The sequence below is a fragment of the Paraburkholderia sp. AV2 genome, from assembly GCF_054968425.1.
This window is the reverse complement of record NZ_JBANLK010000018.1, coordinates 1-15,559: the sequence shown is the minus strand read 5'-3', so window position 1 is coordinate 15,559 and position 15,559 is coordinate 1. Positions and strand designations below refer to the sequence as shown.

Below are 15,559 nucleotides of genomic sequence, written 5' to 3'. Positions count from 1 at the left end.
CTCCCTCGAAATGCCTGGCTCAGCCTGTCAGCCACGCATGGCGGTACGTACCGCGCGCACGGCCTTGAGGATTTCCTCTGCCGTGGCGGGCGCATTCATCGGCGGATTGAAGCGGTAGTCGCCCACGCTCGCCACCGCGTCGCGGATCGCGAAGAACACCGAGAACGGCAGCAGGAGCGGCGGCTCGCCCACGGCCTTCGAGCGATGGATGCTGTCCTCCGCATTGCGGTTCTTGTAGAGGCGCACGTCGAAGTGCAGCGGCGTGTCGTTGACGGTCGGGATCTTGTAGGTGGACGGCGCATGCGTCATCAGCTTGCCGTCCGGCTTCCACCAGAGTTCCTCGGTGGTGAGCCAGCCCATGCCCTGAATGAAGCCGCCTTCCACCTGGCCCACGTCGAGCGCCGGATTCAGCGAGGCCCCCACGTCGTGCAGCGCGTCGGCGCGCAGCACGCGCATTTCGCCCGTCAGCGTGTCAATCACCACTTCCGAAACGGCTGCGCCGTACGAGTAGTAGTAGAACGGCCGGCCTTGCAGTTTGGCCTGATCCCAGTACAGCTTCGGCGTGGCATAGAAGCCGTCCGACCAGAGCTGCACGCGCGCGAGGTACGCCTTCGAAACCAGCGTTTCGAACGACACGATCTCGCCGCCGACGATCACGTGATCGTTCGCGAAACGCACATCGCCGGCGCTGACCCCATCCTGCCCGTAGAGCTTCGCCGCGAGCGCCGCCAGCCGCTCGCGCAGCTGGCGCGCGGCATCCTGCGCGGCCTTGCCGTTGAGGTCCGAGCCCGTCGAGGCAGCCGTCGCCGAGGTGTTGGCGACCTTGCTCGTATCGGTGGCCGTCACGCGCACGCGCGCGAAGTCGATGCCGAGCTCGTGCGCCACCACTTGCGCGACCTTCGTGTTGAGGCCTTGGCCCATTTCGGTGCCGCCGTGGTTCACGAGCACCGAACCGTCCGTATAGATGTGGACGAGCGCGCCGGCCTGGTTGAAGTGCGTCACGTTGAAGGCGATGCCGAACTTCACGGGTGTAATCGCGATGCCCTTCTTGAGCACCTCGTTGTTCGCGTTGAACTCGCGGATTTCCGCACGGCGTGCGCGGTAGTCGCTCGTCGTCACGAGCTCGTCGAGCAGTTCGGCAATGACGTTGTCCTCGATCTCCTGGCCGTACGGCGTGACGTTGTTCTGCGTCTTGCCATAGAGATTGCGCAGGCGCACGTCGAGCGGGTCGAGGCGGAGCGCGCGCGCGACGTCGTCCATGATGTACTCGATCGCGAACGCGCCCTGCGGGCCGCCGAAGCCGCGAAACGCGGTATTCGACTGCGTGTTGGTCTTGCCGCAGAAGCCGGCGATGGAAACGTCGGGCAGCCAGTAAGCGTTATCGAAATGGCAGACGGCGCGCGTCATCACGGGACCCGAGAGGTCGGCGGAAAAGCCGCAGCGCGAGGTCATGTCCACCGAGACGCCTTCGATCACGCCTGCGTCGTCATAGCCCACTTCATAGGTGTAGTGGAAATCGTGGCGCTTGCCGGTGACCATCATGTCGTCGTCGCGGTCCGGGCGCAGCTTCACGGGGCACAGCAGCTTCCACGCTGCGAGCGCCGCGCAGCAGGCGAAGAGGCCCGACTGCGATTCCTTGCCGCCGAAGCCGCCGCCCATGCGGCGGCACTCCACGAGCACGTTGTGCGAATGCACGCCCAGCACGTGAGCGACGAGGTGCTGCATTTCGCTCGGGTGCTGCGTCGAACACCACACATGCATGCCGTCGTCGTCCTTCGGCACCGCGTAGCTGATCTGGCCTTCGAGGTAGAACTGCTCCTGGCCGCCCAGCAGCATCTCGCCTTCGTGGCGATGCGCGGCGCGTGCGGCGCGCGTGGAGGCGTCGCCGCGCGCGAGCTTCATCGGCGGCAGCACGAACTGGTTCGCGGCGCGCGCCTGCTGCGCCGTGAGCACCGCGGGCAGTTCTTCATAGACCACCTCGCCGCGGCGCGCGGCCTGGCGCGCGATATCGTGCGACGTGGCCACGACGATGAACATCGGCTGGCCGACGTACTGCACCACGCCATCGGCCAGCACTGGATCGTCGTGGATGATCGGGCCGCAGTCGTTCACGCCCGGAATGTCCCCGGCGGTCAGCACCGCGACGACGCCCGGCGTCGCGCGCACCTTGTCGAGATTCATCGAGACGATGCGCGCGTGAGCCTTCTGCGAAAGCCCGAGCGCCGCGTGCAGCGTGCCGGCCACGACCGGAATGTCGTCGGTGTAGGTCGCGCGCCCGCTCACGTGCAGATGCGCCGACTCGTGCGGACGCGACACGTGGACCTGGGTGAAATTCTCTAGGGCCTGCGCATCCTTCAGGAACGGTTCGGCTTGCTGATTCATTATGTTCTCCTTCTCGTTTCCTGAAGTCTCAGACTGACGCTGCGGCCTCGGCGGCGCCGGCGGGCAACACGGCGCGCACGTTCACGGCCTGCTGCGCGAGCGGGTTGTTCGGGCGCGTCTCCAGCCAGAAGCGATACAGCGTGTTCTTCGCCGCCTCGATGCGGTATTCGTCGGTGGCGCGCATATCCGAGAGCGGCGCGTAGTCCTTGCCGAGCGCGATCATCGCCGCCTGCGCCGTGGCCTCGTGCCAGTGCGCGTCGGCGAGCACGCCTTCCGCGTGCGTTGCGCGCCTGGGCGTGGCGGCCATGCCGCCGAATGCGATGCGCGGCTCGCGGATCGTTTCGCCGTCCGCGATGAACGCGTAGGCCGCGCACACGGCCGAGATGTCGGAATCGAAGCGCTTCGAGACCTTGTAGGTGCGGAACTTCAGGTTCTTGCGTATGCCGGTGCGCGTCGGCACCTTCAGCGCGAGCACGAATTCGTCCTCGGCCATGTCCTTCTTCTGGTACGCGAGGTAGAGGTCTTCGAGCGGCAGTTCGCGCGACGCTTCCGCGCCGCGCAGCACCACGTGCGCGCCAAGGGCGATCAGGCCCGGCATCGAGTCGCCGATCGGCGAGCCGTTCGCGACGTTGCCGCCGATCGTGCCGGCGTTGCGGATGGGCAGCGAAGCGAAGCGCTGCCACATCTCGGTGAGTTCGGGATAGTGCTTCGCGAGCTCGGCATAGGCGCGCTCCACGCTCACGCCCGCGCCGATCTCGATCCAGTCGTTGCCCACCTCGATCCGGCGCATGGCCTCCACCTGCCCCACGTAGACGATATCGCCCAGATCGCGCATCTGCTTCGTGACCCACAGGCCGATGTCGGTGCTGCCCGCGAGAATGCGCGTGTTCGGGCGCGCGGCCTTGATGGCGGCGAGCGCTTCGACCGTGCGCGGCGCGTCGTACTGCTGGCCCTTGTGCTCGTAATGGAAGGTGTCCTTGCGTTCGAGCGTCGAGAGCGTACGGGCGAGCGCCTCGACGTCGACGGGCCGCTTCGGCGCGCCGGCCTCGAACATGCGCTCGGCGGCGTCGAGGATCGGGCGATAGCCGGTGCAGCGGCACAGGTTGCCGGTGAGCGCGTTGGCGATCTCGTCGCGCGAAGGCACGCTGCAGGCGCCCTTGCCCGCGCAGCCGCCGGCCGCCGGGGCGGTGCCCGCGTGCTCGTGCCCATGCTTCTCGTAGAGCGCCCACATCGACATCACGAAACCCGGCGTGCAGAAGCCGCACTGCGAACCGTGGCAGTCGACCATGGCCTGCTGCACCGGATGCAGCGCGCCATCCGGCTGGCGCAGGTCTTCCACCGTGAACAGGGCCTTGCCGTCGAGCGTCGGCAGGAACTGGATGCAGGCATTGACGGCCTTGAAGCTCACGCCGCCCGCCTCGTTGCGCTCGCCGACCACGACCGTACAGGCGCCGCAGTCGCCTTCCGCGCACCCTTCCTTGGTGCCGGTGCAGTGCGCGTCCTCGCGCAGGTACTGGAGAACGGTGCGGGTGACGCCTGCGTCGCTGACTTCGCGAATCGCGTTGCGGTGGTAGAAGCGGATCGGCTGACTCATGATTTCTGGCTCGTCTGATTGTGCGGCCCGGCTGGGGAGGCGAGGCACGCTTCTGTGGACGGTTCGAACGCTATCACCACCAATATTTGCAACCCATAGGCAGAGGTACATGGGGGATATATCGTTGAATCGATAAATCGAGGGATCCCGGTGCCGGACTGCTTATGTGGAGATGGCCAAGTTGCGACATTTCTCTTCAAATTATCTCAATATCGCCACTCTGGAGCGGATGGCACGACCCTGCCGCCACGCCTCACGCATCTCCTGATGGCCAAAATCTCTTTTCTGCAACTGCAGAAGAACCGGTTCCATGGGAGAATCACGCCTTTCCAGCGTCTTCCATCCGCATTTTCCCCATGTCCGCTGACACGGCGCCTGAGCGCAGTTCGTTTGCGACGACCTTGCAGATCATTCCGGTCGTCTTTTTCACGTTCCTCTGCTATCTGACCATCGGCATTCCGCTCGCCGTCCTGCCGGGGTACGTCCATAACGACCTGGGTTTCAGCACGGTCCTGGCAGGGGGCGCGATCAGCGTACAGTACTTCGCCACGCTCGCCTCGCGCGCGCTCGCGGGCCGCTCGGCGGACACGCTCGGCCCCAAGCGCACGGTCGGCATCGGCCTGATCTGCTGCGGCGCGAGCGGCGTGCTGCTCCTGCTCGCCGCGCTCGTCGCGCATTGGCCCGAACTCTCGCTCACGCTCATCGTGGCAAGCCGCCTGCTGCTCGGTTGCGGCGAAAGTCTTTGCGGCACCGGCGCGATCCTCTGGGGCATCGGCCGCGTGGGCACCGCCAACAACGCGCGCGTGATCTCCTGGAACGGTATCGCCACCTACGGCGCGCTCGCCATCGGCGCGCCGCTGGGCGTGGAACTCACGCATTACCTCGGTTTCTGGACGCTCGGCGCGATGGTCATCGCGCTCGCCGCGCTCGGCCACTGGCTCGCGCGCCCCGTCGCCCCCGTGCCGCTCGTCCACGGCGAGCGCATGTCCTATCGCAGCGTGTTCCTGCGCGTGCTCCCGCACGGCCTCGCGCTCGCGCTCGGCTCGGCCGGCTTCGGCTCGATCGCCACGTTCATCACGCTTTTCTATGCCGCGCGCCACTGGCCCGATGCCGCGCTCACGCTGACCGTGTTCGGCCTCATGTTCATCGGCTCGCGCCTCCTGTTCGCCAACACGATCCGGCGCTTCGGCGGCTTTCGCGTCGCCATCGCGTCGTTCTCGTGCGAATGCGTAGGCCTCGTCCTGCTGTGGCTCGCGCCCGTGCCGCATGTCGCGCTAGCGGGTGCCGCGCTCACGGGCTTCGGTTTCGCGCTCGTGTTCCCGGCGCTCGGCGTGGAGGCCGTGGGCCTCGTGCCGGCCGCGAGCCGCGGCGCAGCCCTCTCCGCGTACTCGCTGTTCGTCGATCTCTCGCTCGGCATCACCGGGCCGCTCGCGGGCTATGTCGCGAATCTGTTCGGGTATGGATCGGTCTTCCTCTTTGCTGCGATCGCCGTAGCCGCGGCGATTGCGCTTTCGGTGTCGCTGCACCGCCGCAGCGTGCGAGCCGCCCAGGTTCAGCTCCAGACCTGATTTCAAGGCCTGAATGAAGCGGATACGCAGCGCAGCAAACCCCCCATCCTTTCTATTTATTTTCAATTTCTTTCGGATATTTTTCGCTTACCTTCATTGCCAGCGAGTGGAGTTCGCATTACGAACCTTCTCGTTTTCCTCAGGCATTGGGGTGAGCTATGACAATCCAAACGAAAGTCTCCATTTGTCTGCCAACGTGTAACCGGCCGGATCTGTTGCGAGCGTGCATCGACTCGTGTCTCATGCAAACGCATGCGAACGTCGAGATCGTGATTGGAGACGACTCTCGCGACGACAGCACGGCAAAGCTGATCGCGTCGCACTACGCTGGCGAGCCGTGCATCCGCTACCGGCGCAACGTGCCGGCGCTCGGCCAGGCGCGCAATGTGGCGAGCCTCTTCGAGCGCGCGAGCGGCGACAAGATCCTGCTGATCCACGACGACGATTTCCTGCTGCCGAACTGCGTCGAGCGGCTCCTCGCGCAATGGGAACGCCATCCCGATCTGGACGTGGCATTCGGCAAGCAGTACGAAACGGATCCTCGCGGATGCATCGACTATGCCGCGAGCCGCCGGCTCAATGTCGCCTGCCACCGCACGGCCGCGGCGGCCGGGTTGCAGGTGCCGCCCGGCCGGGCGGGTATCCTGCAGATGTTCCCGAACAACGGCTGGCTCGCGAATGCGGCGCTCGTCAAGCGCATAGGCTATCCAAACCAGTACGGAACATGTTGCGACTTCGTGTTCGGCACGCAGCTCTGCCTCGCCGCGCAGCAGGTGTGCTACGTGGACGAGTACGTCTCGTGCTATCGCAAGAGCGACGTTTCGATCTCCCAGGCGACACGCCGCACGCCGCATGCGTCGTCGCTGGCCGCCTGGCGCTTCCTCACGGCGCTCCCGCTGCCGCTCGAACTCGAAGCCGCACGGCGGCTGTCTCTGCGCCGGCTCGTGCCGATCGTCGTCTCGCTGCACGCGTGCAATCGCGAGTTCTCGGCGGGGCTGCATCTCGCCTTCGGCAACCTGCACGCCTACCGCTATGGCTTCAGCCCGAGGCTCTACTACCACCTGCTGAAGATCTGGAGAGCCGCGCGCCGGGCGCGCCGTGTTCCGCTCGCGCTGCCGGGCGGCCTTGGCGAACCCCGGTCCGACACGCCGGACGCCCAAAAGGACGCAGCCCGACAAGCGTGAGCCAGTCGGGCTGCGCGGTCGAACCGATCGTCGGCGGCACGGGCACGCGCGGTCCGCGCGCGCGCCGCCGCGGCTGCGCCCTTACTTCTTCACCGTCTTCACGGCAGCCGGATCGAGCTTCTTTCCGGTCGCCTCGTTGTACTTCTGCACCCATTCCTCGGTGAGCTTGCGCACCGCGCGGCCAATCTTGCGGTAGTCCGACTCGTTGAGGTTCGCCAGCGACACGCGGCCCGACGGATGCGGCGTGCCGAAGCCCATGCCCGGCAGCAGCACGACGCGCGCGTCGCTGGCAAGGCGGAACAGCAGCTCGTTCGGCTTGACCTGCTTGAGCAGCCAGTCCACGAAATCGCGGCCGAACAGCTTCTCGCCCATGTACTCCATGTCGAGGATCGTGTAGTAGTCCACCTGGTTCGGGTCGGTCTCGTCGTAGGTGATGCCCATTTCCTCGAAGAGCGCACGCTTGCGGCTGCGGATCAGGCGCTTGAGCGCGTTCTTGTACGCGTCCGGCGTATCCATCAGCGAGAACAGCGAGAAGAGGACCATTTGCACCTGCTGCGGCGTCGAGAGGCCCGCCGTGTGGTTCAGCGCCACCGTGCGGCTGTCCGCGACGAGGCGGTCGATGAACTTGAGGCTGTCCGGGTCGGTCGTGATCGACTCATAGCGCTTGTGCAGGATCTTCTTCTCCTCCTTCGGCAGTTTCGCGATCAGGTGGTCGAGCACGTTGTCGCGGTGCGTCGCGACCGTGCCCAGACGCCAGCCCGTCGCGCCGAAGTATTTCGAGTAGGAGTACACGAGAATCGTGTTCTTCGGCGCGAGCGCGAAGAGCGAGACGAAGTTGTCGGCGAAAGTCCCGTACACGTCGTCGGTCAGGAGGATGAGGTCCGGGCGTTCCTTGACGATCTCGGCGATGTATTCGAGGCTTTCGTCGTTGATCCGCACCGACGGCGGATTGCTCGGGTTCACGAGGAAGAACGCCTTGACCTTCGGGTCGCGCAACTTGTCGAGCTCCTTCTTCGAATACTGCCACTCGTTCTCGACCTTGGCTTCCACGTGCACGACGTTGAGCTCGTAGTCGTTGAGCTCGGGAATCTCGATGTACGGCGTGAAGATCGGCATGCCGAGCGCAATGGTGTCGCCCGCCTTGATGAGGAAGTTCTCCTTCATCGTATTGAAGATGTACGTCATCGCCGCCGTGCCGCCTTCCACCGCGTAGATGTCGAACTCGCCGACGAACGGATGCTTGCCGATCATTTCGCGGCGCAGGTACTGGCCGACGATGATTTCGGACAGCTTGAGCATGCGGTCCGGCACCGGGTAGTTGCACGCCAGAATGCCTTCGCACATCTCATAGAGGAAGTCGCCGGCCGAGAGGCCGAGCTGATCGCGCACATACGAAACGGCGCCGCCGATGAAGTCGATGCCGGCCTGGCCCTTGTTCTCGCGCAGGAACTGGTCGAAACGCTCGACGATGCCGGCACGCTGCGGGAAGCCGCCCACGCCCTCCGGCATGTATGAGAACGAGCGCTCCGACTCGCGCATCGCGAAGAGGCCCAATTGCCAGAAACCGTGACGCGGAATCGTGGCGAGGAAGTTCGGATTGCCGCGGCCGGCGTTGAGCATCGAAAAATTGGCCGGACGCTCGGCCGCGCCGCCGCCCGCTGCCTTGATCAGCTCGTCCTTCAGTTCGAATGGACTCAGCGCGTCGAGAGCCGATTTTTCCTTCGATTCTTTACCCTTTGCCATGGTGCTTTCTCCAGTGGAAGATGGTGCGCGTGCGGCCGCACGCGTGTGCAGGCCGTATCCGGCACGAAAGCCAGTAACAGGTTGAACCGGCGGGCGGGCGCAGCGGCGCCGCCCACACGGATGGCCTCCGCGTTTCCTTCGTGTTATGCGAGACCGACCACGAGCGGCCCGAGCAGCGTGAGCAGCACGTTGGCGATCGCATAGGTGATGGCGAACGGCACGGTCGGCACCGCGCTCTCGGCCTTGTCGAGAATGCCGCCGAACGCCGGGTTCGCACTGCGTGCGCCGGACAGCGCGCCCGCGAGAATCGCCGCGTTGTTGTACTTCAGCACGTAGCGGCCGAAGAGCATCGTGAGGATCAGCGGAACCATCGTCACGACCACGCCGAGCAGGAAGATCGTGATGCCGCTCTGCTTGATCGTCACCACGGCCTGCAGGCCGGAGTTCAGGCCCACCACCGCCACGAACGCCGCGAGGCCGAAGTCCTTGAGCAGTTGCGAAGCGGCCGGCGGCATCACGCCATACATCGGGTGCTTGCCGCGCATCCAGCCGAACAGCAGACCCGACAGCAGGCAGCCGCCGCCCGAGCCGAGCGTGAGCGGAATCCCGGCCACGTTCACGACGATCAGGCCGATCAGCAGACCGAGCACAAGGCCGACGCCCATGTAGATGAAGTCGGTCTTGTTGCTGTACGCCAGCTCGTAGCCGGCCTCCTGCACCGCGCGCTTCGTGTCGGTCGCGGTGCCGTAGACCGTGATCACGTCGCCGTGTTCGAGCTTCGTTTGCGGCAGGACCGGCACGGGCTGGCCCACGCGCTCGATCTTCTCGATGTACACGCCGTGGCGCATATCGCGGTCCACGTTCTTGCGCACCTCGGCAATCGTCGTGTGGTTCATGCCCTTCTTCGTGAACACGAGCTGGCGCGTCTGCATGACGAGGCTCATGCCGCCGGAATCCGGCACTTCCGGCCCGATCAGCGCGCCCACCTCGACCATCTGCTCGCGGCGCCCCACCACGAGCACGACGTCGTCGCGGCTCAGCACGAAATCGGGGGTGGCGTCGATCGCCTTGCCCGCGCGGCGCACCTTCTCGACCGCGACCAGATCCTTCTCGGCCGTTTCGAGCTGCTTGACCGTCTTGCCCGCGGCCGTTTCCACGCGGAACACGCGGCCGAACAGCTCGGGCAGCGCGGTGACCTGGCCCGGCCCCGTCGAGCCGCCGCCGCCGGACATCTCCTTCTCGGCTTCGATCGAAGCCTCCCGGAGTCCCTGGCCCATGAACTTCGGCAGGATGTTCACGCAGACGATGATCGCGCCCAGCGAGCCGAACACGTAGGTCACGGCATAGCCGATGGCGACGTCGGCCTGCATGGCCTTCACCTGATCGGGCGACAGACCGAGACGCGCGATCGCGTCGCCCGCCGTACCGATGATCGCCGACTGCGTCATCCCGCCAGCGGCAAGACCCGCCGCGAGGCCCTTGTTGAGATGAAAGAGCTTCGCGCAGACGATCACCGTGAAGAGTCCCGCGAGCGCCATGAACACGGCCATGGCGATTTCGCGCAGCGTCTTGCGGTTGAGCGAGTTGAAGAAGCCCGGCCCGGAGTCGTAGCCCACGGCGTAGATGAACACGGCGAACATCACCGCCTTCACGCCGTTGTCCACCGTCACGCCCACCTGACTGATGACGACGGCCGCCAGCAGCGAACCGCCCACGCCGCCCAGCTGGAATTTGCCGAAGTTGATCTGGCCGACCCAATAGCCGACGGCCAGCGAGAGGAACAACGCGATTTCCGGAGACTTATGAAAGATGTCGTGTAGCCATTCCATCATGCCCTCGCATTTGAAGTGACTGCCTGCTGTTGTTGAAGTGAGCCGCCGAAGTGAGCCGGTTTGGAGGCCGGATCCGGTGCCTGAGTTGCCCACGAATCGGCCGCGAGCGGCCTCTCAACCGAACTTCGCCGCCAACCCGACCACGACGGGGCCCATCAGCGGCAACAGAATGTTCGACAACGCATACGTGATCGTGTAGCCGATCACTGGAGTCGAGTTCCCCGCTACGCCAACGAGCGCACTGATCGCCGGCGTGCTGCACTGCTGACCCGCAATTGCGCCGAGCAGCATCGGCACTTCGAGCTTGAGAAACATGCGCCCGATCCAGAGCGACAGCAGACCGGGAATCGCCACCAGCAGGATGCCCGCGAGCGGCAGCGCAACGCCGTACTCGCGCACGAGCCGGATGGCGTCGGGTCCGGCCGAGAGCCCCACTGCCGCAATGAAGGTGGCGAGGCCGAAATCCTTGAGCACCTGGGCCGCGGCCGACGGCAGCGACCCCACCACCGGGAAGTGCGAACGCAACCATCCGAAGAAGAGCCCCGAGAGCAGGCAACCGCCGCCGGTGCCGAGCACGAGCGTCACGCCGCCGATCGTTGCGCCAAGGCGGCCGATGGCCATGCCCATCAGCACGCCGAGGCCAAGGTATACGAAGTCGGTTTTTTGCGTCCGCTGGATGACGTAGCCAAGACGCTTCGCACCACGCGCGACGTCCGTGGGCGCGCCCACGAGCGTGAGCACGTCGCCGCGCTGGACCACGGTGCCGGGAAACGCGGGCACCGTGGTGTCCGCGCGCGTGAGCGCGGCCACGTAGATGCCGCGCCCCGCTTCGGGGGCTGCGCGCTCGCGCATCTGCGCGAGCGAAAGACCGTTGACGTCGCGGCGCGTGACCAGCACGTCGGTACGCTGGGCGAGCAGATGCGTGAAGCGCTCGCCCGAGACCTCCTCGCCGAACGCCTGCGAAGCCTCGACGATCGCTTCGCGCCGCCCCGCGACGAACACCGTGTCACCTGCCTGCAGGACGAACTGCGCATCGACTTCGAGTTGCTTGCCTGCGCGCAGCACGCGCTCGATCGTCACGTTGTTGCCGTAGCGCGCCTCGATCGCCGACACGACACCGCCAGCCGCCGGTCCGGCGAGAAAGGCGCGGCCGACGAGCGGCGGCAAGGCGAGCCGCTGCCCTTCGTCGAGCACGCCGTCGCCGCCCAGCTTGCGAAAAAGCCGCGCCGCCTCGTCGCGCAAGTTGATGCGCAAGAGAAGCGGTGCGATCTGGCTCGTGAACAGGACGATGGTGATCAGGCCGAACAGGTAGCTCACGCTATAGGCCGTCGCGATGTTCGACTGAAGCATCGTCACCTGGGCGCTCGACATGCCAAGCTTCGAGACGGCCTCGGACGCCGTGCCGATCACCGCCGACTCGGTCGCCGCGCCGGCGAGCAGGCCCGCCGCGGTTCCCGGGTCGAGCTTCATCGTAACGACTGCAATCATCACGAGCGTCATCACCGAAACGATCTCGACGATCGAGAGGAGCCCGTAGCGCCAGCCGCGCAACGCGTTGGCGAAGAACTGCGGGCCGCCTGTGAAGCCGAGCGCGAAGATGAAGAGTGCGAAGGCGACGTTCTTGAGGTCGGGGTCGAGGCGCGCGCCCGTTTGCCCCAGCACGAGCGCGACGATCAGCGTGCCGCATACGCCGCCCAGCGAGATCGGCCCGAATTTGATGGACCCAATCAGATAACCCAGCGCCAGACTGAGGAAAAGCGCAATCTCGGGTTGCGATTTCAGCAATTCGACGATCATGAGTGTCCGCTAAGCCGAATTACGTTCCGGCGTTAAAAAAGCGCATAAAAAAACGTGCCCTTTGTCACACAAAGTCACGCACGTCCTGTTTGCACCGCAGCAGATCCGTACCGGCATCCGTAATCAGACAATCGCCGCAATTATTGGCCGCTTATGTTACGGCTGTGAATACCTTATAAACGATTTCAGACAATACACATGATCGTCAGCAGGCTATGTCAAAAAGGCTCTTGCAATCTGACAGACATTGCCATCCGATCTGACAGACGCCACCCTCGATAGGCAGGCAACAGCCGGTAAGCGGCGATCCATAACGCAAAGCGCGATTCAATTACGCATAGGATCATCATGCATTCGTCATTCAATTCCCATGCCAGACAGATATTGAATACTTTACGCACGCGCAATACTGCTTCCTTTTGAGATAAATATTGTAATTTTCATAAAGTGTCAATATGATTTTCGTTCAAGTACGGCCAATGCAAGGCTGCCGCGCCCCAGTCCTTATCGACGCTGTCAGAGATCGCTTTACCCGGTCCATGCATCCAGCATACGAGGCGAATATCCATGAACCAGATACACGCCATGCGCGTTTTCGTCAGGGTTGCTGAAACACAAAGTTTCCGTCGCGCCGCACAGCAACTCGACGTTTCCAACGCACTCGTCACCCGGTCGGTCGCGATGCTGGAGGCGCATCTGCATACCCGTCTCATCAACCGCACCACGCGCAACCTTGCGCTCACCGAAGCGGGGCTGCGCTATCTGGAAGGCTGCCGCAGCCTGCTCGAAGAACTCGATCACCTCGAACACAGCGTCGCCCATACCGAACGCGAACCGGGCGGCACCCTGCGCGTGGTCGCGGCGGGCGCGCTCTCGCTCGCCACGCTCACGCCGCTCATCGACGGCTACCGGCGCCTCTACCCAAGCGTCAACGTGCGGCTCACGCTGGCCGAGCGGCGCATCGATCTGATCGAAGATGGTTTCGACTGCGGCATCGTCGCTGCCGCGACGGCCCGCAGCAGCGATCTCGTCGAGCGTTCGCTCGGCACGACGACCTTCGTGCCCTGTGCGGCGCCCGCGTGGCTCGCGGAGCACGGCGAACCGCGCACGCCCGCGCAGCTTGCGCGGCATGCCGCGGTCACGCTGCCGCCCGAGGAACGCAGCGCGACGTGGCAGTTCGCCCGGCCCGGCGAGCACGCCGAGCCGGTGACGCTGCAGCCGGCCTATGCGGTCAACAACATGCTGATGGTGCGGCTTGCGGCGCTCGCGGGCATGGGCGTGGCGATCGTGCCGGCTTCGCTCGTCGCCGACGACCTCACGGCAGGGACGCTGCGGCGTCTATTGCCCGACTATGAAATCGACGACCCCGAAGCGCAGATGTCGATCGTCTATCCGAGCCGCCAGTATCTGCCCGCGAGGACGCGCCGCTTCGTCGACTATGCCGTGGAGCACTTCGAGAATCCGCACGCGGCCACGAGCGCAGCCGTGCGACCGCTCAATGCCGCGAAAAGCGGCGCGGCGCTGCTGGCCGTGCCGGAACTCTGAGCGCCGCGCCCGCGCCGGGGCGGCCGCTCGACGCTTCGTCAGGGCGCGGGCACCCCTGCGTCACTCGCCGTAGGCGTTCTGCACCGCCGCGCCGTTGCCGGCGTCGCTGGCGCCACACAGCTCGCGCAACAGCGACGCCTCGCGCTCGTGCACCTCGACGGGCAGCCACAGGGCGCCGGCCCAGGCGAGATAACGCGCCCGGTGCTGGCCGTTGCGAAACCCCACCACGCCTTCGCGCGCTATCCCGAGCCAGCCCGCCACTCCCGGCGCGCGGCGCGTCGAGATCGTGACATAGGGCATCTGCGGTACGCGTTCGCTGCCCGGGTTGAGAAAGTCGCGGATGCCGCGCACCTTGCCGGCATGCCAATCGTCCACCGGACGCAGAACGTAGTCGGTGTCGTCGCGGTCGGCGCAGAGGAGCAGCTTGTGAAGGTCGACGATCACCACTTCATGGCGCGTGCCGTCGGTCGTGAACACGCGCGTGAGGCGCACGTGGTCGTAGGCGGGATGCCCGGACAGCGGCACGATCCAGAGCGGCGCTATGGCGGAAGCAGACGAGGGAGAGCTTGAGTCAGGCGTAGACATGAACGACGGCAGCATGCGAGAGAACAGCGATTCTTTTGACTAAAAGCGGTCTAAGCTACGAGTCGTTCGTGACGTTCTCGTGACCTATGCGCGGGGCATGCACGCAGCGGAGACAACCATGCAAATCGAAACCTTCGGCGAGCACGTGCGCATCGAGGCCAGCGACTTCGTGGCGACCATCGTGCTCGAACGTCCCGCGTGCCGCAACGCCATCGACCGCCCCACGGCGAATGCGTTAGCCGACGCCTTCGTTCGTTTCGAAACGAATCCGCGCTGGCACGCGGCCGTGCTGTTCGGCGCGGGCGGGACCTTCTGCGCGGGTGCCGATCTCACGGCGCTCGCCGACGAAAGCCGCCGCAACGAACTCCATGCCGACGGCGGCGGCCCGGGACCGCTCGGCCCGACGCGCATGCAACTCGCCAAACCCACGGTCGCCGCTATTACAGGATACGCCGTTGCCGGCGGCCTGGAACTGGCATTGTTGTGCGATCTTCGCGTCATGGAGGAGGACGCGGTGCTGGGCGTGTTCTGCCGCCGCGTGGGCGTGCCGCTGATCGACGGCGGGACGGTGCGGCTGCCGCGCCTGATCGGCCTCTCCCGCGCGCTCGACCTGATCCTCACGGGCCGTGCCGTCGAGGCGCACGAAGCACTGGCATTCGGCCTCGCGAACCGCGTGGTTCCCCATGGCGAAGCGCGGGCGGCGGCGGAAGCGCTCGCCGCGCAGATCGCGGCATTCCCCCAGGCCGCGCTACTCGCCGACCGCTGGTCCGCCGTCGAGAACAGTGCGCTCGACAGCCTGGCCGAAGCACTGCGCCGCGAAGGCGCGGGCGGCTATCGCGCGGTGCTCGACGAGGGGTTCGCGGGCGCAACACGCTTTGCGGCAGGTGCGGGGCGTCACGGCGATCCGCTCCCGGGCTGACCGGCCCTGGCGCCAGCCTGCTGCGCCACGCGGGAAACGCCGGACCGGCAAGGTGTTGGGCGTATGGCACAACGAAAAGCGGGCCGCATGCGAACTTTCAGGATTAAGAGACGGTTTCATAAAGGCTGTTGAGTTCGCTGAAGAGTGTTCCAGCAGATCAGGCAACAACCGAGTTTGAGGAACGCGTCGTGAATGTCCGCACGGCGTTCGAAGCGAATACGCAAACGGCGGAAGTTATGCAACCAGGCATGGGTACGTTCGACGACCCAACGAACTTTTCCAAGGCCGCTACCGTGCGGGTGACCGCGCCGTGCGATGCGGGTGGGGATGTTGCGCACGTGCAGGAGGCGCCGGTACTTGTCATGATCGTAACCACGATCGGCGTAGACACGGCCAGGACGACTCAGCGG

Annotated in this window: 11 protein-coding genes; 4 read left to right on the top strand and 7 right to left on the bottom strand. The window is 65.5% G+C overall.

The features are described 5' to 3' along the window. Nucleotides 1–27: 27 nt before the first annotated feature. Together xdhB and xdhA are read right to left on the bottom strand one after the other, a co-directional pair. Nucleotides 28–2,382: a xanthine dehydrogenase molybdopterin binding subunit gene (gene xdhB / locus V8683_RS14700; protein WP_411186869.1), complete on the bottom strand. Its 2,355-nt coding sequence runs from the start codon at nucleotides 2,380–2,382 to the stop codon at nucleotides 28–30. A 28-nt stretch (nucleotides 2,383–2,410) separates the two neighbouring features. Then, nucleotides 2,411–3,976 carry a xanthine dehydrogenase small subunit gene (xdhA, locus tag V8683_RS14695; RefSeq protein WP_411186871.1) on the bottom strand — a complete coding sequence of 522 codons (1,566 nt, stop codon included), beginning with the start codon at nucleotides 3,974–3,976 and terminating at the stop codon, nucleotides 2,411–2,413. A gap of 356 nt (nucleotides 3,977–4,332) precedes the next feature. Between xdhA and V8683_RS14690 the strand changes: the two genes are divergently transcribed. Together V8683_RS14690 and V8683_RS14685 are read left to right on the top strand one after the other, a co-directional pair. Then, the gene (locus V8683_RS14690; protein WP_411186873.1) at nucleotides 4,333–5,544 is read left to right on the top strand and encodes an MFS transporter; all 1,212 of its coding nucleotides are present in this window, start codon (nucleotides 4,333–4,335) and stop codon (nucleotides 5,542–5,544) included. Nucleotides 5,545–5,702: 158 nt separating this feature from the next. Then, nucleotides 5,703–6,728 (top strand): glycosyltransferase family 2 protein, encoded by a 1,026-nt coding sequence (locus tag V8683_RS14685; RefSeq protein ID WP_411186875.1) that lies wholly within the window; start codon nucleotides 5,703–5,705, stop codon nucleotides 6,726–6,728. A gap of 81 nt (nucleotides 6,729–6,809) precedes the next feature. Here V8683_RS14685 and V8683_RS14680 read toward each other — a convergent pair whose 3' ends face one another. The 3 genes from V8683_RS14680 to aspT (V8683_RS14670) form a co-directional block, all read right to left on the bottom strand. Continuing rightward, complete coding sequence (locus V8683_RS14680; protein WP_411186877.1) at nucleotides 6,810–8,471, bottom strand: bifunctional aspartate transaminase/aspartate 4-decarboxylase; 1,662 nt, start codon at nucleotides 8,469–8,471, stop codon at nucleotides 6,810–6,812. Between the two features lie 143 nt (nucleotides 8,472–8,614). Further along, nucleotides 8,615–10,300: an aspartate-alanine antiporter gene (aspT, locus tag V8683_RS14675; protein ID WP_411190434.1), complete on the bottom strand. Its 1,686-nt coding sequence runs from the start codon at nucleotides 10,298–10,300 to the stop codon at nucleotides 8,615–8,617. Nucleotides 10,301–10,417: 117 nt separating this feature from the next. After that, the gene (gene aspT, locus V8683_RS14670) at nucleotides 10,418–12,100 is read right to left on the bottom strand and encodes an aspartate-alanine antiporter (RefSeq protein WP_411186879.1); all 1,683 of its coding nucleotides are present in this window, start codon (nucleotides 12,098–12,100) and stop codon (nucleotides 10,418–10,420) included. 567 nt (nucleotides 12,101–12,667) lie between these two features. Between aspT (V8683_RS14670) and V8683_RS14665 the strand changes: the two genes are divergently transcribed. Beyond that, nucleotides 12,668–13,645 carry a LysR family transcriptional regulator gene (locus tag V8683_RS14665; protein WP_411186881.1) on the top strand — a complete coding sequence of 326 codons (978 nt, stop codon included), beginning with the start codon at nucleotides 12,668–12,670 and terminating at the stop codon, nucleotides 13,643–13,645. 60 nt (nucleotides 13,646–13,705) lie between these two features. On the opposite strand, the gene V8683_RS14660 is transcribed toward V8683_RS14665, so the two are convergent. Beyond that, nucleotides 13,706–14,230: a plasmid fertility inhibition factor family protein gene (locus V8683_RS14660; RefSeq protein WP_411186883.1), complete on the bottom strand. Its 525-nt coding sequence runs from the start codon at nucleotides 14,228–14,230 to the stop codon at nucleotides 13,706–13,708. Nucleotides 14,231–14,348: 118 nt separating this feature from the next. On the opposite strand from V8683_RS14660, the gene V8683_RS14655 reads away from it, so the two are divergent. Beyond that, nucleotides 14,349–15,149: a crotonase/enoyl-CoA hydratase family protein gene (locus V8683_RS14655; RefSeq protein WP_411186885.1), complete on the top strand. Its 801-nt coding sequence runs from the start codon at nucleotides 14,349–14,351 to the stop codon at nucleotides 15,147–15,149. Nucleotides 15,150–15,265: 116 nt separating this feature from the next. Here the strand turns inward: V8683_RS14655 and V8683_RS14650 are convergent. Continuing rightward, nucleotides 15,266–15,559 (bottom strand): transposase (locus V8683_RS14650; protein WP_462880653.1); only part of this gene is annotated, 294 nt, incomplete at its 5' end.

What these genes read in the sequence shown, in the direction of transcription:
- aspT (WP_411186879.1), bottom strand. Translation starts at nt 12,100, where the DNA reads ATGATCGTCGAATTGCTGAAATCGCAACCCGAGATTGCGCTTTTCCTC.
- V8683_RS14660 (WP_411186883.1), bottom strand. Translation starts at nt 14,230, where the DNA reads ATGTCTACGCCTGACTCAAGCTCTCCCTCGTCTGCTTCCGCCATAGCG.
- xdhA (WP_411186871.1), bottom strand. Translation starts at nt 3,976, where the DNA reads ATGAGTCAGCCGATCCGCTTCTACCACCGCAACGCGATTCGCGAAGTC.
- V8683_RS14680 (WP_411186877.1), bottom strand. Translation starts at nt 8,471, where the DNA reads ATGGCAAAGGGTAAAGAATCGAAGGAAAAATCGGCTCTCGACGCGCTG.
- V8683_RS14665 (WP_411186881.1), top strand. Translation starts at nt 12,668, where the DNA reads ATGAACCAGATACACGCCATGCGCGTTTTCGTCAGGGTTGCTGAAACA.
- V8683_RS14690 (WP_411186873.1), top strand. Translation starts at nt 4,333, where the DNA reads ATGTCCGCTGACACGGCGCCTGAGCGCAGTTCGTTTGCGACGACCTTG.
- aspT (WP_411190434.1), bottom strand. Translation starts at nt 10,300, where the DNA reads ATGGAATGGCTACACGACATCTTTCATAAGTCTCCGGAAATCGCGTTG.
- V8683_RS14685 (WP_411186875.1), top strand. Translation starts at nt 5,703, where the DNA reads ATGACAATCCAAACGAAAGTCTCCATTTGTCTGCCAACGTGTAACCGG.
- xdhB (WP_411186869.1), bottom strand. Translation starts at nt 2,382, where the DNA reads ATGAATCAGCAAGCCGAACCGTTCCTGAAGGATGCGCAGGCCCTAGAG.
- V8683_RS14655 (WP_411186885.1), top strand. Translation starts at nt 14,349, where the DNA reads ATGCAAATCGAAACCTTCGGCGAGCACGTGCGCATCGAGGCCAGCGAC.